At 68.2% G+C, this 23,028-nt stretch carries 23 protein-coding genes; 13 read left to right on the top strand and 10 right to left on the bottom strand.

All coding sequences use genetic code 11. From position 1 onward, the window contains the following. Together HLAC_RS19175 and HLAC_RS02650 are read right to left on the bottom strand one after the other, a co-directional pair. Positions 1-168 (bottom strand): hypothetical protein, encoded by a 168-nt coding sequence (locus tag HLAC_RS19175; RefSeq protein ID WP_012659771.1) that lies wholly within the window; start codon positions 166-168, stop codon positions 1-3. A gap of 110 nt (positions 169-278) precedes the next feature. Next, positions 279-1,193: a serine/threonine-protein kinase RIO2 gene (locus tag HLAC_RS02650; protein WP_012659770.1), complete on the bottom strand. Its 915-nt coding sequence runs from the start codon at positions 1,191-1,193 to the stop codon at positions 279-281. 244 nt (positions 1,194-1,437) lie between these two features. Between HLAC_RS02650 and HLAC_RS02645 the strand changes: the two genes are divergently transcribed. The 4 genes from HLAC_RS02645 (at position 1,438) to HLAC_RS02630 (ending at position 4,679) form a co-directional block, all read left to right on the top strand. After that, positions 1,438-2,310, top strand: a complete 873-nt coding sequence (locus HLAC_RS02645) for a lipoate--protein ligase family protein (protein ID WP_049933164.1) — start codon at positions 1,438-1,440, stop codon at positions 2,308-2,310. A gap of 101 nt (positions 2,311-2,411) precedes the next feature. Further along, entirely contained in the window at positions 2,412-3,287 is an 876-nt protein-coding gene (locus HLAC_RS02640) for a deoxyribonuclease IV (protein ID WP_012659768.1), read from the top strand. 86 nt (positions 3,288-3,373) lie between these two features. Continuing rightward, positions 3,374-3,832, top strand: coding sequence for a hypothetical protein (locus HLAC_RS02635; protein ID WP_012659767.1), 459 nt, complete (start codon positions 3,374-3,376; stop codon positions 3,830-3,832). A 40-nt stretch (positions 3,833-3,872) separates the two neighbouring features. Continuing rightward, positions 3,873-4,679 carry a class I SAM-dependent methyltransferase gene (locus HLAC_RS02630; RefSeq protein WP_012659766.1) on the top strand — a complete coding sequence of 269 codons (807 nt, stop codon included), beginning with the start codon at positions 3,873-3,875 and terminating at the stop codon, positions 4,677-4,679. A gap of 127 nt (positions 4,680-4,806) precedes the next feature. Here the strand turns inward: HLAC_RS02630 and HLAC_RS02625 are convergent, their stop codons facing one another. The 3 genes from HLAC_RS02625 to HLAC_RS02615 are packed head-to-tail and all read right to left on the bottom strand — an operon-like array spanning position 4,807 to position 9,823. Beyond that, positions 4,807-5,775 (bottom strand): segregation and condensation protein A, encoded by a 969-nt coding sequence (locus tag HLAC_RS02625; protein ID WP_012659765.1) that lies wholly within the window; start codon positions 5,773-5,775, stop codon positions 4,807-4,809. Further along, entirely contained in the window at positions 5,768-9,349 is a 3,582-nt protein-coding gene (smc, locus tag HLAC_RS02620) for a chromosome segregation protein SMC (protein ID WP_012659764.1), read from the bottom strand. Before smc ends, HLAC_RS02625 begins: the two co-directional genes overlap by 8 nt. Positions 9,350-9,373: 24 nt before the next feature. Next, positions 9,374-9,823, bottom strand: a complete 450-nt coding sequence (locus HLAC_RS02615; RefSeq protein WP_012659763.1) for a DUF7518 family protein — start codon at positions 9,821-9,823, stop codon at positions 9,374-9,376. Positions 9,824-9,995: 172 nt separating this feature from the next. Here HLAC_RS02615 and HLAC_RS02610 point away from each other — a divergent pair, with 172 nt between their 5' ends. From HLAC_RS02610 to HLAC_RS02595, 4 genes are all read left to right on the top strand, one after another. After that, positions 9,996-10,592, top strand: a complete 597-nt coding sequence (locus HLAC_RS02610; RefSeq protein WP_012659762.1) for a double zinc ribbon domain-containing protein — start codon at positions 9,996-9,998, stop codon at positions 10,590-10,592. Positions 10,593-10,808: 216 nt separating this feature from the next. Further along, complete coding sequence (locus HLAC_RS02605) at positions 10,809-10,988, top strand: ribbon-helix-helix domain-containing protein (protein ID WP_012659761.1); 180 nt, start codon at positions 10,809-10,811, stop codon at positions 10,986-10,988. Positions 10,989-10,992: 4 nt separating this feature from the next. Then, positions 10,993-12,210, top strand: coding sequence for a cell division protein FtsZ (gene ftsZ / locus HLAC_RS02600; RefSeq protein ID WP_012659760.1), 1,218 nt, complete (start codon positions 10,993-10,995; stop codon positions 12,208-12,210). 224 nt (positions 12,211-12,434) lie between these two features. Further along, positions 12,435-13,451 (top strand): zinc-dependent alcohol dehydrogenase, encoded by a 1,017-nt coding sequence (locus HLAC_RS02595; protein WP_012659759.1) that lies wholly within the window; start codon positions 12,435-12,437, stop codon positions 13,449-13,451. A 1-nt stretch (position 13,452) separates the two neighbouring features. Here HLAC_RS02595 and HLAC_RS02590 read toward each other — a convergent pair whose 3' ends face one another. From HLAC_RS02590 to HLAC_RS02580, 3 genes are all read right to left on the bottom strand, one after another. Beyond that, positions 13,453-14,235 carry a CDP-alcohol phosphatidyltransferase family protein gene (locus HLAC_RS02590; RefSeq protein WP_012659758.1) on the bottom strand — a complete coding sequence of 261 codons (783 nt, stop codon included), beginning with the start codon at positions 14,233-14,235 and terminating at the stop codon, positions 13,453-13,455. Positions 14,236-14,309: 74 nt separating this feature from the next. Continuing rightward, complete coding sequence (locus tag HLAC_RS02585; RefSeq protein WP_012659757.1) at positions 14,310-14,696, bottom strand: DUF7475 family protein; 387 nt, start codon at positions 14,694-14,696, stop codon at positions 14,310-14,312. Between the two features lie 69 nt (positions 14,697-14,765). Continuing rightward, positions 14,766-16,763, bottom strand: coding sequence for an aldo/keto reductase (locus HLAC_RS02580; RefSeq protein ID WP_012659756.1), 1,998 nt, complete (start codon positions 16,761-16,763; stop codon positions 14,766-14,768). Positions 16,764-16,874: 111 nt separating this feature from the next. On the opposite strand from HLAC_RS02580, the gene HLAC_RS02575 reads away from it, so the two are divergent. The 4 genes from HLAC_RS02575 to HLAC_RS02560 all read left to right on the top strand — a co-directional run bounded on the left by HLAC_RS02575 (position 16,875) and on the right by HLAC_RS02560 (position 20,339). Next, positions 16,875-17,744, top strand: a complete 870-nt coding sequence (locus HLAC_RS02575) for an alkaline phosphatase family protein (protein WP_012659755.1) — start codon at positions 16,875-16,877, stop codon at positions 17,742-17,744. 68 nt (positions 17,745-17,812) lie between these two features. Next, a complete protein-coding gene (locus HLAC_RS02570) occupies positions 17,813-18,190 on the top strand; it encodes a 6-pyruvoyl trahydropterin synthase family protein (protein ID WP_012659754.1) in 378 nt (125 codons plus the stop codon). After that, the gene (locus HLAC_RS02565) at positions 18,187-19,269 is read left to right on the top strand and encodes a glycosyltransferase family 4 protein (protein ID WP_012659753.1); all 1,083 of its coding nucleotides are present in this window, start codon (positions 18,187-18,189) and stop codon (positions 19,267-19,269) included. The genes HLAC_RS02570 and HLAC_RS02565 overlap by 4 nt, the downstream gene beginning before the upstream one ends. After that, positions 19,266-20,339, top strand: coding sequence for a hypothetical protein (locus HLAC_RS02560; RefSeq protein WP_012659752.1), 1,074 nt, complete (start codon positions 19,266-19,268; stop codon positions 20,337-20,339). The genes HLAC_RS02565 and HLAC_RS02560 overlap by 4 nt, the downstream gene beginning before the upstream one ends. Before the next feature lie 15 nt (positions 20,340-20,354). Here the strand turns inward: HLAC_RS02560 and ncsA are convergent, their stop codons facing one another. Further along, positions 20,355-21,335 carry a tRNA 2-thiolation protein NcsA gene (gene ncsA, locus HLAC_RS02555; RefSeq protein WP_012659751.1) on the bottom strand — a complete coding sequence of 327 codons (981 nt, stop codon included), beginning with the start codon at positions 21,333-21,335 and terminating at the stop codon, positions 20,355-20,357. Positions 21,336-21,486: 151 nt separating this feature from the next. On the opposite strand from ncsA, the gene HLAC_RS02550 reads away from it, so the two are divergent. Then, positions 21,487-22,005, top strand: a complete 519-nt coding sequence (locus HLAC_RS02550; protein ID WP_012659750.1) for a DUF4442 domain-containing protein — start codon at positions 21,487-21,489, stop codon at positions 22,003-22,005. Positions 22,006-22,063: 58 nt separating this feature from the next. On the opposite strand, the gene HLAC_RS02545 is transcribed toward HLAC_RS02550, so the two are convergent. Further along, positions 22,064-23,020 (bottom strand): alpha/beta fold hydrolase, encoded by a 957-nt coding sequence (locus tag HLAC_RS02545; protein WP_012659749.1) that lies wholly within the window; start codon positions 23,018-23,020, stop codon positions 22,064-22,066. Positions 23,021-23,028 lie beyond the last annotated feature (8 nt).

The following is a 23,028-nucleotide window of genomic DNA, read 5'->3' as shown; positions in this document are numbered from 1 at the left end:
TCACTGAGTCACGTCGACGACGTGGTCACTCGCGATCCACCCGTCCGTGTTCTCGGACTCCATAAACACCGATCGTCCGGGACACCCCTCACAGGCGGTGATATCCGGTGTCTGATACAATTCTGATTCGCGACGAGGGTCGGTGCGGGACCGGGCGCCTGCTGACATTGAGTGTCTTTAGGTAAGCCTAAAACAAAAAGGATGCGGTCGGCGTCGCCGGCGGGGCGCCGAGACAGATTCGGACAGATTCGGACAGATTCGATATAGCTAATTGCAGTTTATTCCTCGCCGAACGCCCGAATCGTTGTAAATGAACCGTCAACGATCGCGTCCGCGATCCCTTCGATATCCGCGTCTCGCGGCACCTCGTGGGGATATTTTCGCCCGAAGTACCGGAGGAGGTTCTCCACGTCCCGTTCGAGGAACTCGCGGGCGTTCTCGTGATCGACGGGGACCGCCTGCGGCCAGTCAAAGATCGTGACGCCACTTTCTGCGACCGCGACGTTGTGCTCGGACATGTCCGCGTGGATCCACCCGAGGTCGTACGCAGTCAGCAGCTCGCGGAGGACGAGATCGAGGACGCCGATCGCCTGCTCGGGATCGAGCTTCGCGCGCGCGAGCTCGACGCCGTCGAACTTGTCCATCACGATGGCATGTCGGTTGTGATCGACCGGCCGCGGCACCGATACGTCGGGGTACAGCGCCTCCATCGCCTCGTACTCGCGCTCGGCCGCCTTGCGCGCGGTGTACAGCCACGAGACGTGGTCGCGGTCGGCGGTGTACTCGCGCTCGCGGTTCACTTCGCGGAAGTTGGTGTACCCCTCGCGATGGTACTTCAGCGCGAGCGGTTTGAACGACTGCGCCTCGTACACGTCACCCTCCTTGCCGAACCCCAGGGGCGAGCCCACGCCGTCGATGGTCTCGCGCTCCGAAAAGGTCCGGAGCGCGAGAGCGTCGTATCCCTCGAAGGTGAGCTGGTACCCCTCGTACTGGATCGTCTTCCGTTCGATCAGCTCGCGGTCGAGACACCGATCGATCCGGTAGTCGACCTCCTCGCGCGTCAGGTTGGCGTACTCGGGGATCTTGTCCCGGCGGACCCACTCGGAGAAGCGCATCCCCTGCTCAACGCCCGAGAGGAGATAGAAATCCTCGGGGTCGAGCTCGGCCATGTCGCCGGCGACGTTTCGAACCATACACGCCCCTACTCCGGCGATTCCTAAAAGGGACGCGCGTTCGGCGAGCAGTAAGTATAAAGTAGATATCGCGATAGAAAATTCATTTGCGAGCGATTTCGAGCCGTCGCGACCCGCCGAACGCAACCGCTTTCGGACGGGGCGCCAACGTGGGTCGTATGTACGCGGATGGATCGCAGGGCAGGGACGGTAGTTGGTCGCGGAGCGTGAGCGGTAGTCGGTCGCGGAGCGCAGGTGGTGACCGGTGACCGCACCCGCGGGCAACTGGCGGCTGATCCGGGAAGAGTCGCGACCGGGACCGATGCAGATGGCGCTCGACGAGGTCGCAGCGGAGACGGCGGCCGCGGGCGGTCCGTCGACCGTGCGAACGTACCGATGGGACCCGAGCTGTCTCACGCTCGGTTACCGACAGGACCCGGAGACGGTCGACTGGGCGTTCTGCGAGCGCGAGGGGATCGACGTGACCCGGCGCCAGACCGGCGGCGGCGGGATCTACCACGACGCGTACGGCGACGTGGCCTACTCGATCGCCGTTCCGGCCGCCGACGTGCCGGGTAAACTACTCGACTGCTACCACCTGCTGTGTGAGCCCGTCCTCGACGCGTTCGACCGACTCGGGATCGATGCGGGCTACGTCGAGGCGTCGATGCCGGAGCTGTACCATCCGGCCTGTTACCTGCGGGAACTGCACCCGGCACACGATGTGGTCGCGGGAAGCGAAGCGGACGGCGCCCCCGGAGGGAGGCGAAAAATCGCGGGCAACGCCCAGTACCGGAAGCGAGACGCCGTGATTCAGCATGGCTCGCTCACCTTCTCGGTCGAGGCGGAGCGGCACCTCGGAACCTTTGTGAACCCGCCGGTGACGCCGGCCGAGTTCCGTGAACGAGTCGTCGGGATGGACGAGCTGGCCGACCTCGATCGGGGAGACGCGGTGGCAGCGGTGGAGGACGCGCTCGTTACGTGGGTGATCGGGAAGGGTAGTGACCGCGACGGCGTCACCCTCGATCGCGACGGGTCGTGGACCGACGCGGAGTTGGAGCGGGCCGCGGAGCTCGTCGAGACGAAGTATCGGGACGACGAGTGGGTTCGGACGCGTCCGGGGAACCGGGGCGCGTAGCGGCGCGGCGGGGTCCGCGGTCGCGGGAGCGGCGCGACAGATCGCAGGCGGCAGTCGACCGGTTCCGAAGGGGCTTTTCCCGACGCTCGCGTGGGAACGGTATGAGTCTCAAGGTCGGTGCGCACGTCTCGATCTCCAGTTCGAGAGCGTCCAACGATCCCGAAACGCCGCCGTACGGAAACATCGCGAATGCGGTGTTCAGACAGAAGCAGTTCGGCGGCAACTGCGGACAGATATTCACCCACTCCCCACAGGTGTGGCAGGATCCGAACATCGGCGACGAGGAGGCCGAGCGGTTCCGAGAGGGTACCGAACGCGACCTGGAGGGCCCGTGGGTGATCCACACCTCCTACCTCGTCAACCTCTGTACACCCAAGGAGGGGCTCCGCGAGAAGTCGCTCGACTCGATGCAGAAGGAGGTCGACGCGGCCGACACGCTCGGGATTCCGTACGTCAACGTCCACCTCGGCGCGCACACGGGGGCGGGCGTCGAGGGCGGGCTCGACAACGCGGCGTCGGTGATCGACGACATCGACGTGCCCGACGGCGTCACGATCCTGATCGAGAGCGACGCGGGCGCTGGCACGAAGCTCGGTGGCGAGTTCGAGCACCTCGCGGGGATCATCGATCGCACAGAGACCGACATCGACGTCTGCGTCGACACCGCCCACGCGTTCGCGGCGGGCTACGATCTTTCGACACCCGAAGCCGTCGACGAAACGATCGCGGAGTTCGACGACGTGGTCGGGCTGGAACACCTCAAGTACATCCACCTCAACGACTCGAAGCACGCCTGCGGCACCAACAAAGACGAGCATGCCCACATCGGCGAGGGACTCATCGGCGAAGACGGGATGGAGCGATTCCTCAACCACCCGGACCTGATCGACGTGCCGCTCGCGCTGGAGACACCCACCGAAGACGGGAAGAGCTTCGCGTGGAATATCGATCGCGTGCGCGAGCTTCGCGCGGAGTGAGCCGTTACGCGGCGGATAGCGAGTTATTCGTGAATTCTTAAATACGTCCGACGCGGGTTTATGTAGTCAGAGCCGTGACCACGGTTATGACCACCACTGAGGCACTGCTCATCGGGCGTCGGCGCCGGTTGGCCCTCACGATGGTCGGAGGGTTCGCCGGCATCGTGGCATTGGCGCTGGCGCTGGCGGTCGTCGCCGATCTCGCGGACATCCAGACGGCGGCCGCGGTGACGGACCGGCTCATCCCGCTGCTGGTGTTTTACGCTCCGGCGCCGATCGCGGCCGCCGGCGCGTACGCGCGCTGCGGCGGGCCAGCGTGTCTGGCAGTGGGCGTCGTGCCCGCCCTCGTGTTCGCCGCGCTCGTCGTCGTGGGCACCGTGTTCGGCGTTCCCGGCGTGGGAGCCGGTGACGCGCCGCTGGGCGGGGTGACGATGTCGTTCGCGCTCGTCGGACTGAGCGGGGCGTTCGTCGGCTACTGCGCCGGGGTCACCGCTACGCTCCTCGCGGACCTAGCGGGGATCGGCGGCGACGCCCGAGAGGACTGAGTTCCGCACGTTTATCCGCTCCTGCGTCGAACGCGGGGGCGTGCGACGTTTCTCTGCGGAGTACCTCGAACACACCCGTCGCGGGATGTGGACCGACGGTCGTCAGGCCCTCGCAGACCTCGACTTGGCGGGCCGCCGCCGCATCCTCGATGTCGGCTGCGGCACCGGGGAGCTGACTCGCGTCATCGACGCGGAGACGCCATCCGACACGACCGTGATCGGCGTCGACGCGGACCCGAAGCTTCTGAGAGTCGCCCGCGAGGAGACCGGGCTCCCGTACGTCGCCGGCGACGCGATACGACTTCCCCTTCCGGACGGGGCCGTCGACCTCGCGGTCTGTCAGGCTCTCCTCATCAACCTTCCCGATCCAGCCGCCGCGGTGCGCGAGTTCGCTCGGGTCTCCTCGGAGCTGGTCGCCGCGATCGAGCCTGACAACGCCGACGTGACGGTCACCTCCACCGTCGACGCAGAAGAGCGCCTAGAGCGGGAAGCCCGGGAGGCGTACCTACACGGGGTCGATACCGACGTGGCCCTCGGCGACCGCGTCCGCGAGGCGTTCACGGCAACAGGACTCACCGACATCCGGACTCGACGGTACGTCCACGAGAAGCGAATCGCGGCGCCGTACGCGGAGCCGGCGCTGACCGCCGCGGCGCGGAAGGCCTCGGGCGCGGGGCTGGCCGACCACCGCGAGGAGCTTATCGCGGCGACCTCCGAGACCGCATACGACGACCTCCGGCGGCGCTGGCGAGAGATGGGGAGAGCGGTAATCGACGAGATGGAGTCGGGGACGTACGAGCGCGTCGAGCGCGTTCCCTTCGACGTGACCGTGGGACGGACCGACTGATCGACGGGGAGAGTGGCTGTTACGTCCCACCGCCGCATCGAAGGTGAACGTCTCGTCAGGTTTGCGGGTCAGTCGCTCGGAACCGTCTCGTCGTCCGTCGAGGCTGGGACGGAGCCGAGGTCCCGACTCAGTCCGCGATCGCTTCCGACTCCCCGGCCATCGCCGATGGGTCCTTCACCCACAGATCGCCGAACAGGTCGTCCTGCTGGAGCCGGACCGATCCGCGGTGTGCCATGAACAGCAGCGCGAGATACGTCATAAAGGGACGGCCGCCGGCGGTCTCTATCTCCGCGAACAGCACCTCCGTGCGGCCGCGATCGAATTGGGTCCGGAGGGCGTTGTCGATCCCCACGATGACCTCCTCGATATCCTCGTCGTGGGTACGGTCGGTCGCTTCGCCCGCGGTCGGCTCGCCGTCGCGCCGGAACTCGTCGCCGGTGTGGTAATCGAGCGTCTGCGTGCCGCGAGCGTGGCCGTGCGGCGACTCCGAGGTGTCGTACTCCCGCGAGTCCTTCCACCACGAGCCGCGCTCGGCCTCGCGGAGCTCCCGGACCAGTTCGTCGAGCGTCTCCGGGGAGCCCCGAGTGTTTTTCCGGTCGAGCCGGCGGTCCATCTCGGCCTCCAACTCGTCGATGGGGTCGAAGTCGCCGTCGGCGGGGTCGGGCGCGCCGCCCTCCATCGCGACCTCCCACGGCTCCGGCTCGGGCTCCTCGTCGTCCCCGTCGTCGTCGGCCAACATCCCGTCGCTTTTCATCCGGAGTAGGACGCTGGCGTAGAAGAGCGCGCGTCCGGTCGTCCGGAGGTCCGTCTCGTCGAGCTTCTCCAAGAACGCATCGGTCACCTGCACGATGTCGATGTCCCACGGTTCGATCTCGCCCTCCTCGGCGAGCTGCACGAGGAGTTCGACGGGCTCGACCTCGTCGTCCTCGCCGGATCCCTCGCCGGCCTCGCCGGTTCCTTTGGCGTCAGTCTCGTTCGCGGCGGGCTCATCCGTTCCGGGCGTCTCCGGAAGCGACCCGTCCCGCGACCCGCCGTCGCGCTCGCTCGTCAGGTCGAGGTTCGGAACGCCCCCCGCCGACTCCGGCGGCTCAGTCATCCGCCGTCACCTCCTCGTCGCCGTCGTCGCCGAACTGCATCCCGGTTACCGCCGAGAGGTTGTCGCCCTGCATCGTGACGCCGATGGCGCGGTCGGAGCGTTCCAGAAGCGCAGAGCGGTGGCCGACGACGACGAACTGGGCCTCCTCGGCCAGCTCCTCGATCATCTCGCCGACGCGCTCGGCGTTGACCGCGTCGAGGAACGCGTCGATCTCGTCGAGCGCGTAGAACGGCGCGGGGTTGTGCCGCTGGATCGCGAAGATGAAGGAGAGCGCGGTCAGCGACTTCTCGCCGCCGCTCATCGCGTCGAGCCGCTGGACCGGCTTGTCGGCGGGCTGGGCCTTCATCGTCAGCCCCTCCTCGAACGGGTCCTCGGGGTTCTCCAAGAGGAGCTCGCCGCTGCCGGCCGAGAGGCGCGCGAAGATGTCCTCGAACTGGTCGTTGATCGACTCGAACGTCTCCATGAACGTCCGCTTCTTTTCGGCCTCGTACCCCTCGATACGCTCCGCGATCGCGTCGCGCTCCTCGACGAGGACGTCCCGGCGCTCTTGGAGCGTCTCCAGCGCCTCCTCTACCTCGTCGTATTCGTCGATCGCGAGCATGTTGACGGGCTCTAACGCCGCCATCTCCTCTTCTAACTCCTCGATACGCGACTCGACCTCGTCGAGGTCCGGAATCTCGTCGGCGTCGTACTCGCCGACCTGCGACTCCAGCTCGTCGATCTCCCACGCCAGCCGGTCGCGGCGGTCGGTGAGGTCTTCCAAGTCGGACTCCGCCTCCGAGACGAGCGAGCGCTGCTCGTCGCGCTCGCGGGTCGCCTCGGTGATCGCCTCTCGGAGGTCCTCGCGGTCGGCCTTCAGCTCCGTCAGTTCCGCTTCGAGCTCCGCGATCGACTCGCGTTTCGCTTCCAGCGTCTCCTCCTTCTCGTCTATCGTCACCTCGTGGTCGGCGATCGCTTCTTCGGCCTCGGCCTTCCGATTTTGCGCCGTCTCGACGGTGTCGTGGAGGTCGTCGACCGCGTCCTCCGTGTACCCCTTCTCCAGTTCGAGCTCGTTGCGCCGCCCGTCGAGCGAACTCATCCGGTCTTCCAGGTCCGAGATCTCCCCGCGGATCTCGTCGGCACGCTCCGAGAGCTCCGGGATCTTCGAGTCGGCCAACTCTGTCTCGATCTCCTCGATCTCGCCGTCGAGTTCGTCGATCTCCGTGTTCAGATCGTCTATCTCGTCGTCGAGTTCGGTCATCTCCGCGTCCACCGACTCGCGTTCCGCCTCCATATCCTCCAGCTCCGCTTTGAGCTCGTCGATGCGGTCCTCGGCGTCCGCCAACTCGTCTTCGGCGCGCTCGACGTCCGCCTCCAGCGACCGGACGCGCTCTGCGGCGTCGGCCTTCCGGTCGCGGGCGTCGTCGATGTCGTCTTCCAGCTCGTCGACTTCGGCCTGTAGCGCCTGCCGTTCATCTTCTCGCTCCGAGATGTCAGTCGCGAGCCGTTCGAGCTTTCCGCCGCCGGACTTCGTGAACGCGTAGCGGGAGCCGCCGCCCGACCCGCCGGTCATCGCACCGGACTTCTCGACGAGGTCGCCGTCGAGCGTCACCATCCGGTAGTCGCCCATCAGGTCCCGTGCGGTCGCCATGTCCTCGACGATCAGCGTGGAGCCCAGCACGTACGAGAAGATCGACTCGTACTCGCTGTCGTAGTCGACGAGGTTGCGCGCGAAGTCGACGACGCCCGGAACCGAGGGTTTCCGCGGGAGGCTCCGGTTGTCCATCTTCGTGATGGGGAGGAACGTCGCCCGCCCCGCATTGCGCTGCTTGAGATAGTCGATACACGTCGAGCCCACGCCGTCATCGTCGACGACGACGTTCGCGAGTCTGCCGCCGGCGGCCGTCTCGCAGGCCTCGGCGTACTCGGCCTCGACGGATCCGAGCTCGCCGACCGCGCCGTGGACCCCGTCGATCCCACCGTTCTTCACCTCGGTCACCGCGCGGGGCCACGAGGTGTCGCCGCGCTGGTCGGCGGCGGCCTCCAGCTTCGCATACTCGTTCTGTTTCTCGCGGAGATCCTCTTCGATCGCCTCTAACCGCTCGCTCGTTTCGGCCTTCTCCGCGAACAGGTCAGCGACCGCGTCCTCGATCGTCTCCTCGTTCTTCGTGGCCTTGTCGAGCTCGCTGTGCAGCTCGGAGATCCGCGCTTTGTGCTCCGGGATCGACTCGCGGGCGTCCTCCAAGTCGGTCCGCGCCTCGCTCACCGCGTTCGAGCGCCGACGGGCCTCGTCGAGCAGGCGGTCCTTCTCGCGCTGGAGCCCGTTTTTCTCCTCCCGTAGCGACTCGATCGCCTCCTTCTTCTCCGCGAGTTCGGCTTTCAGCTCGTCGAACTCGGTGTCGGCGCCCTCGATCTCGGCCTCGACGTCGGCGAGCTCCGAGCGCTTCGTGGCGATCTCCGATTTCACGGAGGCCTTCTCGACTTTCGCCTCGCGGATCTCGGATTCGAGCTCTTCGATCGTCTCTTCTTTGCGATCGATCTGAACGAACGCGTCGCGACGTTCGGTCTCGGCCTCCGCGGCGCGCTCCTCGGCGGCCTCGATTTTGTCCTCCAACCGCGAAATCTCGCCTTTCACCTCCTCGATCTCCGACCGGATCTCGATCTGTTCGTCCTCGCCTTTGGTCTCGATCTCGTGGTTGAGGTCGGCTAAGTCCTCCTCCAGCCGTGTGAGTTTGCCCTGCCTGGCGTCAAGCTCGGCGCGGAGTTCCTCGAGTTCGGTCTCGTCGTCGTCGATGTCCTCCTCAACGCCTGCGAGCGTCTCGCGCTTCTCTTCCAGCTCGGAGGCTTTGAGAAAGCCGCGGTACTCCTCGAGTTCGTCGCGGAACTGCTGATACTGCAGGGCGGTCTCGCGCTCGTCGGCCAGCTGATCGAGTCGGTCCTGCTTCTCGCCGATCCGGAGATCGGCCTCCTCGATCCGGTCTTCGACGGTCTCCAACTCCTCGTAGGCGGCCTCCTTCTTCTCGTCGAATTCGGCGACGCCCGCGATCTCGTCGATGATCCCCCGGCGCTGGTAGGGGGTCATGTTGATGATCTCGGTCACGTCGCCCTGCATCACGACGTTGTACCCCTCTGGCGTGACGCCGGCGGCGGCAAGCAGGTCCTGCACGTCCGAGAGGTTCACCGACCGACCGTTGAGGTAGTAGTACGAGTAGTAGTTGTCCTCAGTCTCTTTGACGCGCCGTTTGATCGTGATCTCGGAGACGCCGCCGACGTTCTCCGTGCCGGCGGCGGAGACGACCTGCGAGCGGTCGAGAGTCCCGTCCTCGTTGGACAGGACCACCGTCACCGACGCCTCGTTCGGACCGTCCGAGGCTTCGCCGCCGTCGTGGCCGGGGTTGTAGATCAGGTCCGTGAGCTTCTTGGCTCTGATCCCGCGGGTACGCGCTAAGCCGAGCGCGAAGAGAACCCCGTCGATGATGTTCGACTTTCCCGAGCCGTTCGGCCCGGTGACGACTGTGAAGTCGTCGTAAAAGGGGATCCTCGTCGTTCGTCCGAAGCTCTTGAATCCGTCTAAAACCACTTCTGTGATGTGCATGTGTCGCGGAGGGTGGGCGGCGGATTACGCGACGATGATGTCGCTGTCGGACTCCTCGTCGCCCTTCTCCTCCGCGTCCGGCCCCTCGGTCGTGGCGGCCTCGGCGTCGGGTGTCGTCGCCTCCTGTTCGGGGACGAGAACGTCGTCGCCTTCAGACCCACCCGAGTCGCTGTCGGCCGTTCCGGCGTCGTCGGCCGCGGGCCCGTCGTCGGTCCGCTCAACGACTTCGACGTGATCATCGGAGTGGGTCCGGCGCTCGCCGCCGGTCGCTTTGGACTCCTCGGCGGCCGCGTCGGTCGATTCGCTCTGTGCCGGCTCCGCCGATTCGGCGGCGTCGGCCGCGACGGACACCTCTTGAGCGTCTTCCACCTGTCGGACGCGCTCTTTCATCTCGACGAGCTCCTCGGTGAGCCCGTTGACCGCCGCCTGTAGCTCCGCGACCTGTCGTTCGAGGTCCTCGACGCGGTTACTCATTATACTCACGTATGCCCACGCGGGCCGTATAAACCTGCGTCAGACATGTGTGTCCATGCCACACGGTCTCCGGACGGTGACGGAGGCGCACGTTTCGCGCCGCTGAAACGTGTCTGTCGATCGTCGGACACGAGGAGAAGATACTTGTAGTGAGGGTTGATATCGGTTCGGTATGAGCAAGATCACCTTCCGGGCCGACGACGACCTCGTCGAGCAGCTGGAAGCGTGTGACGCCTCCAAAAGCGAGGTGATGCGGGAGGCCCTGCGGACTCACCTCGACGGCGCCGTCGGCGACGATGCGGACGCGTCGGACGCGACGGACGCGACGGTCGACGCCGCGTTGGCCGATCGGATCGACGACCTCATCGCCGATCGACTCGACGCCGCGTTGGACGACCGACTCGGCGGCCGATCGGCGGCGTCTCCCGCGGCGTATACGCCCGGAAACGCCGGCGATATCAACGTAAACGTCACGCTCGACGCCCCGAGCGCCGACAAGGACGACGCGAGTGTGACTCGTGAGGCGACGGCGGACGCCGACGCGCAGACGCGTAAGACGCCCACCGATCCAGACGTGCAAACGCGAGAAAACGCCTGTGGCGGATGTGGCGAAAACGTCCCCACTGACCACGTTTACTGCCCGAACTGCGGTGAAAAGCAGTCCCACCGAGCGTTCTGTGATTGCGGCGACGAGCTTCGGACCGACTGGGCGTTTTGCCCGGGTTGTGGACGTAGGACCCCCGCTGCCGACGTACTAAAGGATCGTTGATCGGCCGACACAGCCGAGTATACGCCCAATATCTGGCATTCCTGAGATCTGTCTTACAACCGCCGGTAGTTTTATATTAGTAGCCTCGGTGACTTCAATTGCGTAAGACGGTCGTCTTACAGCGGCCGTCCGAGTCGGGGTGTCCCTCCGTCGTCGGGCGATCTGTCGCTGTAAGACACACGCGTCGCGTGGTCGCCGTCTTACCGGGGGAATACAATGGAGCGTGTGACACTACGAATACCGAAACAGCAGATAGACGAGGTCGAACAGATGGTCGAGACGGGCGAGTTCCCGAACCGGAGCGAGGCGATCCGGTCGGCTGTCCGCGACATGTTGAACGAACAGGACGGCGAGCGCGACGAGCGCAGCCGCAACCGCAACTGGGCGAAGGTGTAAACTGATGCAAGATCTCGTTCAGGACGCCCTCGACAATGCGGAAGCGGAAAAGCGCGACATGGACGTCAGCATGGACGACGACGAGTTCGGGGACCCCCGGATTGTCATCGTCGGTGCCGGCGGCGCCGGTAACAATACGGTCAACCGGCTGTACAACATCGGCGTCGACGGCGCCGACACCGTCGCGATCAACACGGACAAACAGCACCTCAAGATGATCGAGGCCGACACCAAGATCCTCGTGGGCAAGTCGCTCACGCAGGGGCTCGGCGCCGGCGGCGACCCCAAGATGGGGGAGCGTGCCACCGAGATGGCCCAGGGGACGATCAAAGAGGTTCTCGGCGACGCCGACCTCGTCTTCGTCACCGCCGGGATGGGCGGCGGCACCGGCACTGGTGCGGCGCCAGTTGTCTCGAAGATCGCCAAAGATCAGGGCGCCATCGTCGTCGGGATGGTCTCGACCCCGTTCAACGTCGAGCGCGCCCGCACGGTGAAAGCCGAGGAAGGGTTAGAGAGCCTCCGTAACGAGGCCGACTCGATCATCGTCCTCGACAACAACCGACTGCTCGACTACGTACCGAATCTGCCGATCGGAAAGGCGTTCTCCGTGATGGACCAGATCATCGCGGAGACGGTAAAGGGGATCTCCGAGACGATCACCCAGCCGAGCCTCATCAACCTCGACTACGCCGACATGTCGACGATCATGAATCAGGGCGGCGTCGCGGTCATGCTCGTCGGTGAGACCCAGGACAAGAACAAGACCCAAGAGGTGGTCAGCGACGCGATGAACCACCCGCTCCTGGATGTCGACTACCGCGGCGCCTCCGGTGGGCTCGTCCACATCACGGGCGGCCCGGACCTCACGCTGAAAGAGGCGGAAGGGATCGCGAACAACATCACCGAACGGCTGGAGGCGAGCGCCAACGTGATCTGGGGCGCCCGCATCCAGGACGAGTACAAGGGGAAGGTCCGCGTCATGGCGATCATGACGGGTGTCCAGAGCGCGCAGGTGCTCGGCCCCTCGACACAGAAGCAGGCCGACAAGTCTCGCGCCGCGGTGGACAGCGACGACCTCGGCGACTCGCGCTCGCGGGCGGCAGAGACGAACGGGACCGCCGGCAACGCGGCGGTCTCGGGCGGCACCGAGCAGGGAGCGTGGGAGTCGGACGGCGGCAGCGAGCCGACCGAGAAGAGCAACGGGCTCGACGTCATTCGGTAAGCGTCCCGCAGCGATCGATCGCCGACACGGTTTTTGCTTCCGCTTTCGATTCGTTCCGGCGCGTCCACTCATCTGTCCACCCGCCGGGTTCGACGCGCCTCCCGGACGGCGCGAGGACTTAACATCGCACGGTCCTTTGGACGCTACGTGTCACGTCACCAACCGATCCGAGGCCTGCGGCGTCGCTCGGGCGTCGCCCGCGGCCGGACCGAGTTCGCGATCCGATGACCGACACCGCGCTCTACTTTACGGCCCCGGAGACCGTCGAGGTGCGGGAGACGGCGGTCGGCCCGCCGGCCGCAGACGAACTCCTCGTCGACACCCGCGCGTCGGCGATAAGCGCCGGGACGGAACTGCTCGTGTATCGCGACCAGACGCCGGCCGACCTCCCGGCCGACGAGACCCTTGATGCGCTCGACGGGGATCTGTCGTACCCGCTCCGGTACGGCTACGCCGCGAGCGGCGTTGTCCGCGAGGTCGGTAGCGACGTCGATCCGAACTGGGTCGGCCGGTCAGTGTTCTCGTTCGTCCCGCACCAAACGAGCTTCTGCGCGACCCCCGACTCGGTGGTCGCACTCCCGCCGGAGACGACGCCGGCCGCCGGGTCGTTGCTCCCGTCGGTCGAGACCGCGACGAACATCGTCCTCGACGCCGCCCCTCGGCTCGGAGAGCGAGTCGTGGTGTTCGGTGCCGGGGTGATCGGGCTCTGCGTCACCCGACTGCTGGCCGCGTTTCCGCTGGAGTCGCTCGTCGTGGTCGACCCGATCGAGCGCCGCCGGGCGCTCGCCGCGGAGTTCGGCGCTGACCGAACGACGACGCCGACCGAGCTCGGTGACGCCGATCCCGCCGGCGCGGACCTCGCCGTCGACGGCGCCGATCTCGCGATCGAGCTGTCCGGCCAGCCGAGCGCGCTGGACGATGCGATCGGGGTCGTCGGCTACGACGCGCGGATCGTCGTCGGCTCGTGGTACGGGACCAAACGCGAGCCGATCGATCTGGGCGGGCGATTCCACCGGAACCGCATCGACATCGTCTCCAGTCAGGTGTCGACGATCAGCCCGGAACTGCGCGGCCGCTGGGACCGCGACCGGCGCATGGACGCGGCGCTCGATCGGCTCGACTGGATCCCCGCCGACGAGCTGATCACCCACCGGATCCCCTTCGAGCGCGCACCGGAGGCGTACGAGCTGCTCGACTCGGCGCCCGACGACGCGGTACAGGTCATCTTGGAGTACGAGTGAGTCACTGGGCGTCGTCGACGCCCCGTCCGATCCGCCCGCTGACGGCGAGGTAGTCCCGCGTGAACACCGCCAGCGACGGGGCGAGAACGACCGGCGCGAGGATCCAGACGAGATCCGTCGGCGCCAGTGGGGCGAGGGCGATCGTCACAAATATCATTTGGACTCCCGCGAGGTACTTTCCGAGGTCGCTGTCGGGAAGGTCCCCGACTGGGAGCCCGCGGACGCGCCGCAGCCACACGGCCCCGCGAAAGACGTAGCGTGCGGCGGAGATCGAGAGGTACCAGACCGGCAGCAACCCCCACAGCACCGCTACCAGCGGCGCGACGACGAACCCGAACGTGTCGAACGCCATGTCAAGCCGGCGGCCGAGCTCCGTCTGTCGACCGACCGTCCGGGCGACGATCCCGTCGAGCTTGTCGAGGGCGACGCCGGTCCCGTAACACAGCGCTGGCACCCACGCGAGCGCCGTCTCGGACGGCACGACGACGAACCCGGCGACGACGGCGTACAGCGCGCCCCGAACGAGCGTGACCACGTTCGCCAGCCCGAGCAGCCGCCGCCAGAATCCGCCGGTCAGCCGCCCCGGATCGAGACCATAGCCGACGTACCAGAGCTGTCCGGCCCAGCAGACGCCGGCGACGACAGCGGGAAAGAGTCCCCACTGGCTCGTCGCGTCCACGGGGAACAGTCGCAACAGGAGGGCCACGAGTGCGACCGCGGCGACGAGCGGGAGCCCGACTCCGACCCCGACGCGAACGGATCGTCGCCGGCGAGCCTCGGCCATCTACTCGGTACCCCTCGCCTCGGTGATCGGGGCGACGCCCTCGCGTCGCGATCGGCGGTTCCGCGTCGGCACGGCTATCGACGCAGTAGGGCGACCAGAACGGCGATCAACACGACCTGTGCGATCTTGTCGATGGCGCCGAGCGTCCCGACGTCGGCCGGGAACGACTTCGTGCCTCCTGCGAAGTTGATGACGTACCACAAGACGATCTGGACGAGGGTGAAGAGGATTCCGACCGCGTACACCGCGCGCCGACGGTAGTCGATCACGAGGAGGCCGACGCCGCCGATGAAGCCGAGCCCCGCGAGGATGAAGCTGATTCCCATGGCGGAGGGAAACATCCTGACGCCGATGAGGAGGTGGACGGCGGCAGAGACCAGGGCCGCGATGATACCGATCCAGTGGAGCCCGTTCAACGATCCGACGTCGACCGCGGGCTGCTGCGCTCCGGTTGTTGCCATATCACATATACGCACTTCAGTCACATAGAAATACCGCCGAATCGGTGGCTCGAGGTGGTTCCGACCGCACTACCGCTCGAAGTTCGGATCCCGCAGGGCATCGATGCGCGCGACCTCGTCAGCAGTCAGTCGCTCGCTCCCGGCGGCCAGGTTCGAGACGACGTGCGACTCGGCGGTGCTGGACGGGATCGGGACGACTCCTTGAGAAGCGTTCCACGCGATGACGACTTCGGCGGGTGAGAGCCCTCGCTCCGTTCCGATCGCGTTCAGGACGGGCTCGTCGAGGAGGCCGGGCGCCGACAGCGGCGAGTGCGCGACGACGCGGATTCCCCGCCCGTGACAGAGCTCGACGAGCCCGTTCCGGGGTCGATACGGGTGCCGCTCCACCTGTACAAGCGCCGGGTCGATCTCGCCCGTCTCCAGCACTGTCTCCAGTTGCGCCCGCGAGACGTTACAGATCCCGAGCGTCCGGGCCCACCCCCGCTCGTGGACGGCCTCCAGGTTCCGCCACGCCGTCGCGAGCGCCACGTCGGCGGTCGCGGGCTCGCCGTCCTCTCCCTCTGGAAAGGTGAGCGTCTCCTGTCGCTCAACCGGCTTCTCGGCGAGACGATTCAGCTCGCCCCGGTGTTCGAGCGCCGACGGCCAGTGGAGCGCGTAGCAGTCGAACGCGTCGATCCCCAGCTCCTCGCGGCTGCCAGCGCAGGCGGCGAGCAGGTGTTCGCGGCGGTGATTGGTACGCCACGCCTTTCCGAGGAGGAACACGCGCTCGCGGTCCGGCGCGCCCGGCGCGGCGAGCAGCTCCCCGATCCGGTGTTCGTTCCCGTACAGCTCGGCGGAGTCGAGGAGGCGGTACCCGGCGTCGAGCGCGGTCGCGATCGAGTCGACTCGGTCGACGTACTCTCCGTCGCGGTAGCGCGAGCAGCCGAATCCGACCGCGGGGAGCCGGATCGCGGCAGCGCCCGGGCCCTTCTCGCTCTCGCGTCCCGCGTCGCTCTCGGTGGTCGTCGCCGGTCTGACGACCGGCGCCGGCGGCGGGTCGGCGGTCGCTCCGCAGTCGTCGACGACGACTGGCCCCTCGCCCCCGGCGGCCGCCTCGATCGCGTTACAGACGGCGACGACGTGGGCGCCCCGGCGGCCGCCGGCCCGGGACGGCGAGCCCGCCTCGATCGTCGCGGCGAGGCGCTCGACGGCGCCGACGTACTCGTACGGCTCCTCGGGAGAGGTCGGCGGCGCGCTCACGTACTCCCGTCCGACGCGGCCGAACCGGACGTGATCGCGGCCGGTCTCCATCGCGCCGGTTCCCTTGAGGTACAGCGAGCCGTCGTCGCCGTGGAGCTCCAGCCCGTAGAACTCCCGGCTCCGGTGGGGCGCGTAGAAGCTCGCGGTCAGCCTGACCGTCGGACCCGCCGCGAACGCTAGCGTCGCCTCGACGTGGCTCGGCGTCGACGGTCGTCGGTCCTCCCGCTCGGGCCAGACGTCGAGAGCGTCGGCGACGCGAACGCGCTCGACGGGCCCGAACCACGAGGCCAGCAGCGCGAGCGGGTACACCGCGCCGTCGTACAGGGGTCCGATTTCGAGAAAGGAGTCGGGGCGGTCGTGCCAGTCGGTCACGCGGCCGACGTGGGCGTGGGCGTACCCCAGTCCCACCGGGCCGAGCCGACCGTCGGCGAGGAGTCGACCCGCGCGGCGTTGGGAGGGCGCTCGCGGCGTCCCGGGCGCACAGCCCAGTCCGAGGTCGCGTTCACGGGCGAGCGCCACCAGCGCCTTCGCCTCGTCGGCGTCGAGCGCGAGCGGCTTCTGCGAGTAGACGTGACGGTCTGCCTCCAGCGCGGTCCGCGTCACCGGCGCGTGGGCGGCGTGGCTCGTCAGGTTCACCACGAGCGGCGCGTCGACCGCCGAAAGCGCCGTCTCCAGATCCGTGAACGACGGGCAGTCGTGATCCGCGGCGAGCGCTGCAGCGCGGTCCGCGTCGAGGTCGACGACGCCGGCCAGCGACAGTGAACTCCCAGACAGGCCGGCGGCGTACTCCGGCGCGATCGACCCCGCTCCCACGAACAGACAGTTCACGGTCGTACCGAGGCGGCGAGACGTATAGGTGTCCCGGCGACTCGTCGACCGCCTCGCCGGTGCGGTTTAGTCGACGCGGTCCGAACGGCGGCCGTGAGACGAGAGCCGGGAATGAGCCGCCTCGGGACCGCCTACCTGCGCGGGCTGCAGGCCGTCGGGCGGCGGCTCGACTACGGGACGAACGTCTTCGACCGAGAGTGGGACGTTCTCGTCGTCCTCGACGCCTGCCGGGCCGACCTGTTGCGCTCGATCGCGTCCGATTTCGACTTCTTCGGTCACGTTGAGACGGTCCGATCGGTCGGCAGCTCCTCCTCGGAGTGGCTGGAGAACACGTTCGTGAACCACCCGGAGACACCGTGGACCGTCATGGTGACGGGCAACACGTGGACCGATCGCTACCTCGACGCCACCGCGTTCGCCGCGCTCGACGAGGTGTGGAAGTACGCCTGGGACGACGACCTCGGTACCGTGCCGGCGGCGGCGGTCACCGATCGCGCCGTCGCGCTGGCCCGCGAGCGCGACCCCGAGCGGCTCGTCGTCCACTACATGCAGCCGCACCACCCGTTCGTCCCTGACCCGCTCGACGGCGACGACGGGCTGGCTCGGACCGGAAGCCACAGCAACGACGGGAATCCGTGGGTGTCGCTCCGGCGCGGAGAGGTCTCGACCGAGCGCGTCTGGCGGGCCTACGAGGCGAACCTTCGGCACGTGCTTAGCGAAGTGGCGACGCTCCTCGACAACGTCGACGGGCGCGTCGCGGTCACCGCCGACCACGGCAACCTCTTCGGCGAGTGGGGGCTGTACGGGCACCCCATGCACACACCGGTGCCCGCCCTCCTCGCCGTCCCGTGGGCGGAGGCGACGGGCGTCGACCGCGGGATCCTCGATCCCGAACTCGACCCGCCGGAGCCGCTGCCGGTGGGTCGGGTCCACGGCGAGACGGGCGAGCGCGAGCGGCTCGAGGCGCTCGGCTACCTGTGACGGCGACTCCCCGCCCCTCTCTACCGCAGCCCTCCGGATTTAGGTGCGTCGCGTCCGTGGATCGGCCCATGTACGCGACGACGGTCCTAACCGATTTCGTGGCCCAACACTACCTCACGGTCCCCGATCCGGGGCCCGAGGGCGTGCCGCACTCTCACCGCTTCGAGGTGGAGCTGACCTTCCGCGGCCCCGAGCTGAACGAGTACGACTACCTCGTCGACATCGACGACGCCGAGGCGGCGCTCGCCGACCTCGCCGACCGCTACCGTGACGAACTGCTCAACGATCTCCCCGAGTTCGAGGGAGACAACCCCAGCGTCGAGCGCTTCGCCCGCGTGATCTTCGAGCGCGTGACCGACGCGGTGACCGACGAGACCGTGGGCGAACTGGCCGTGACGGTCTGGGAGGACGACGCGGCCGCCGCGACCTACGATGCGCCGGTATGAGGGTCGGGCTCGCGCTGTACGGGAGCCTCGCCGAGCAGTCCGGGGGGTTCCGCTACGACCGGAAGCTGGTCGAGGGCCTCCGCCGGGCCGGCGACACCGTGGAGGTCGTCGAACTCCCGTGGCGAACGTACCCGCGCGGGCTGCTCGACAACGCGCTTCCCGACTTCGGGGACCGCCTCCGCGTCGACGTCGACGTGATGCTCCAAGACGAGCTCGCGCACCCCTCACTGCTTCTCGCCAACCGCGACCTGCCGTACCCGATCGTGAGTATCGTCCACCACCTGCGCGCGAGCGAGCCCCGTCGCCTCTCACCGCTGTACCGCGCGGTCGAGCGCCGGTACCTCGCGACCGTCGACGGCGTGGTCTGCAACAGCGCGGCGACCCGCGACGCGGTCGCAGCCCTCGGCGTCGCCCGCGACTCGACCGTCGTCGCCCCGCCCGCCGGCGACCGGTTCGATCCCGCTATCGACGACGCCGAAATCGCGTCGCGGGCACGGAATCGTCCGCTGGGTGCGATTTTCGTCGGAAACATCGAGCCGCGAAAGGGGCTCGACACGCTCGTCGAGGCGGTGGCTCTGGCGGACGCCGACATCGAGCTCACCGTCGTGGGCCGGGCCGTCGACGAGGAACACGTCGCCGAGGTCCGGCGGCTGGTCCGCGAGCGCGGGCTCGACGAGCGCGTGCGTTTTACCGGCCGACTGTCGGACGCCGAGCTGGCCGAGGCCCTCCGTGAGAGCCACGTCCTCGCGGTCCCCTCCCGGTACGAGGGGTTCGGGATCGTCTACCTGGAGGGGATGAGCTTCGGCCTGCCGGCGATCGCCTCGCGCGCCGGCGGCGCGATCGAGACGGTCGCGGACGGCGAGACGGGAGTTCTCGTCGATCCGGACGACCCCGTCGCCGTCGCCCGCGCGCTCGACGAGTTCGCGACCGACCCCGACCGACTCGCGGCGATGGGTCGCGCCGCCAGACGGCGGTACGAGCGCCACCCGAGTTGGGCGGAGTCGACGGCCCGGGTCAGGCGGCTGCTCGCTGATGTCGCCGACGCGCCCGACCCCGTCGAGCCGGAGGTGGCGACGTGACGGGCGACGACAATCCCAGCACCGACGCAGAGACCACCGCCTTCCGGCGCTACCTCCGGGCGAAGCGCACGGTCGACGATCGGGCGCTCGACCGGCGGCTCGTCGGACTCTTTCGAGAGCGACTCGCCGACCGCGCCGCAGTGGCCGAGGGACCGCTTCGCGTCCTCGAAGCCGGGGCTGGCATCGGCACGATGATCGCCCGCCTGATCGACTGGGAACTGCTGCCGCCGGGCGAGACGCGGTACGTCGCCGTCGACCGCGACGCGGGGACGCTCGCCGGGCTCGACCGGTTCCTCCGGGAGTGGGCGGCAGATCGGAACGAGCCGGTCTCCGTCGGGGAGGTCGGGGAGGTCGGGGAGGTCGGGGAGGTCGGAGACAGCGAGACCGACGCGCTCCTCGTCGAGACCGACGCGCGCACGGTCACGGTCGAGGCGGTCGCCGCAGACGCGGTCGCGTACGCCGAGGCGCACGCGGGCGAGTGGGACGCCCTGATCGGGATGGCGCTGCTCGATGTTCTCGATCTGGACGGGCTCGAAACTCTCCTCGGCGCGCTCGCGCCCGGCGGAACCTACTACTTCCCGATCACGTTCGACGGCGGGACCCGGTTCCGCCCGTCGCATCCGGCCGACCGGACGATCGAGCGCCGGTACCACGCGCACATGGACGCCAAACCCGGCGGGAGCAGCCGCACCGGCGGCGACGCCCTCGCGCGGCTCCGGCGAATCGAGGGCGCCTCGCTCCTCGGCGTCGCCGGCTCGGACTGGGTGGTCCGGCCGGTCGCGGGCGCGGAGACGGGCGAGCAACCCGCTTTCGAGTCCCCTTACCCCGGCGACGAGGCGTTCTTCCTCCGGTACATCCTCGACACCGTGGAGGAAGCGGTCGGTGAGGTGATCGACGGGACCGTGGGGGAGTCGGCGGCGATCGGTGTAACGCCGGGGGACCCCGCCGAGGATCCGGCCGCCGAGCTCGACGAGTGGCTCGCGCGTCGTCGAGAACAGGTCGACGACGGTGAGCTCGTCTACCTCACCCACCAGCTCGACCTGCTCGGACAGGTGGACTCCGTGCGGTAATTCGGTTCGGCCGACTCAGGCCGCCTCGATCGACTCGAGCAGCCGGCACTTCCGGCAGACGTCGCGGCTCGTCTTCGAGCCGCAGCGCTCGCACTCGCCGAGGTCGGGCGAGTCGGCGGCGGCGTCGCCGCCCTCGCGGTACGCCTCGGCGGCGAGCGCGGACAGCTCCTCGTAGCCGGCCATGATCGAGTGGCGGGCGCCGGGGTGGTTCTCTTCGAGGTCGTGGATCGTCGACTGAATCTCGCCGCGGTACGCCTCCGAGGAGTGGGGGCACTCCGCCATGTGCGTCGGGAGGTCGCGGACGTGACAGTACAAGGCGATCTCCTTTTCGGGCACGTCGCGGAGCGGCTTGGCGCGCGGGACGAACGCGTCGGTCCCCCCGCGCTCGTCGAAAGGGCCGAGCGAGGCGTCGAAGTGTTTCGCCACCTGTCGCACGTCGCCTTCGAGGAAGTTCATCATCGCCGTCTGGGCCTCGTCGTCGAGGTTGTGGCCGGTGAGCAGCTTGTCGGCGTCGAACTCGGCGGCGTATTTTTCGAGGAGGTCCCGCCGGAACACGCCGCAGTACGCGCAGGCGGCCATGTTCTCCGGGTCGCTCTCGACCACGTCGTCCATCTGCACGTCGAACTCCTCCTCGTAGGAGACGACCTCGTGGCGGATCGAGAGGTCCTCCGTGAGCTCGATCGTGGCGTCGATGCTCTCGTCGCGGTACCCCTCGATCCCCTCGTGGATCGTCAACGCGAGCATCTCGACGCGGGGGTCCTTGCCGAACACGTCGTCGAGGATCTGCGTCAGCGCGACGCTGTCTTTCCCGCCCGAGAGGCCGATCACCCAGCGGTCGGGGTCGTCCGGCGTCGCGTCCGGGTCGAGGAGGGTGTCCTCGCGGATCCGGCGCTTCGCGCGCTTCTCGACCGACCGGCGGAGGTGGTCGCCACAGAGGTGCGCCCCGGAGTAGGCGGCGTGGTGGATCGCGTCGTCTCCGCACCTGTCACACTCCATCGGTGTCGGGTTGCGGACGCGCGCGGATACCCGTTTCGGGCGGGCGGCGTCGGACGCGGCGGGGCGGATGGAGAGCATCGGCTGGGACAACCGGCCACACGTTGTCGCCGGTTCCGACACGGGTTTGCCCGCGGCGTCGCCTCCATCCGATGTGACCGACTCCCCGACCGGCGTCAACCGCGATCCGGACACCCAGCCCCTCCGAGCGGACCCGCCGGCGGAGAGCCTCCGCACCCGGCTGTGGCGCCACGGGTTCAACCTCCTGCCCGCCTACCGCGGCACCGGTGCTCGGGTCGACCACATCGCTGCGGACTGGCGGTACATACGGATCCGGGTCCCGTTCAACTGGCGGACGCGCAACGCGGTCGGCACGATCTTCGGCGGGAGCCTCTACGGCGCGGTCGACCCCGTCTACATGACGATGCTCCGCCGGACGCTCGGCGACGACTTCACCGTCTGGGACAAGTCGGCCGCGATCGAGTTCCTCGAACCCGGCCGCGACACGCTGTACGCGGAGTTCGCGCTCACGGACGGAGAGATAGAGACGATCCGCAAGGAGCTTTCGCCCGGCGAGTCGACCGACCGCGAGTACCTCGTCTCGCTGGTCGACGACGACGGGACGGTCCACGCGGTCTGCGAGAAGACGCTGTACGTTCGCCGGGACGAGTGAGCGCGGTGCCCCCGGCCGGACCGTTTCCCTCCCGACGTTCAGAGCGAACGCCGACCGATCACACCGCTGCGCTCGCGACGAGACTCTCCTCAACGGTCTCGACGAACCGCTCCGGATGTTCGACGTGCGGCAGCAGTTTGGCGCGGTCGAAGACGACGAGCCGGGCGCCGGACGCGTCGGCGAGGTCGCGGCCGTCGGACAGCGGGCTCACATCGGCCTCGCGCCCCCAGACGATCGTCGGCGCCGCGTCCATCGACGCGAGCGCGGCCGCGAGGTCGAGGTCGCTGTTGAGGTACCCCGAGACGAACGACGCGGGCGCGAATCGCGCGTTCTCGACGTGGGCCGTCCGCCACTCGTAGTCGGTCCACTCGTCGCTGGGGTTCGTCGGGTCGTCGTAGCCGTGGTCGGCGTTGAAATACCGGATCGACGGCTTCGAGGCGATAACGTTGAACAGCGCGTCGCCGACGAGCGGTGCCCGGATCAGCTCCCGGAGCCACGACTTCGGCGGGCTCGGTCCGGCGACGGTCGTCGGACAGACGCCGACGAACCCTCGGACCTCGACGCCGTCCGCAGTCGATCCCGCCTCGTCGACCGCCGCGGCCGCGTACGCCGCCGACAGCGACGAGGCGACGACGGCGGGCTCGTCGAAGTCGGCGAGGAAGTCGCGGACGAAATCCTCGTACAGCGCCGCGGAGTAACGTAGCGGGGGACGATCGGAGCGGCCGAACCCCGGCAGATCGGGGGCGAACACGTGGTGTTCCGCGGCCAGGTCGTCGAACACTTCGCGCCACTCGCCCGCGGAGCCGGCGGCGTTGACGCCGTGGAGGAGCACGAGGTCGGGGTCGTCAGGATCGCCCGCCTCGGTGTACGCGACATTCATCCCGCGCCAGCGGAACGTGCCATCGTCGCCGTCGAGGGGCGACTCCAACTCGCCCTCGTACCGGAGACCGGTGTTGAGGGCGGCGATCGCGCCAACGCCGAGGAGGGCGGTCCCGGCGAGGTTCCTGAGCTTCATGGAAACCT

This window comes from Halorubrum lacusprofundi ATCC 49239 (genome assembly GCF_000022205.1).
GTDB lineage: Archaea > Halobacteriota > Halobacteria > Halobacteriales > Haloferacaceae > Halorubrum > Halorubrum lacusprofundi.
This window is presented reverse-complemented; position numbering and strand designations above follow the sequence as displayed.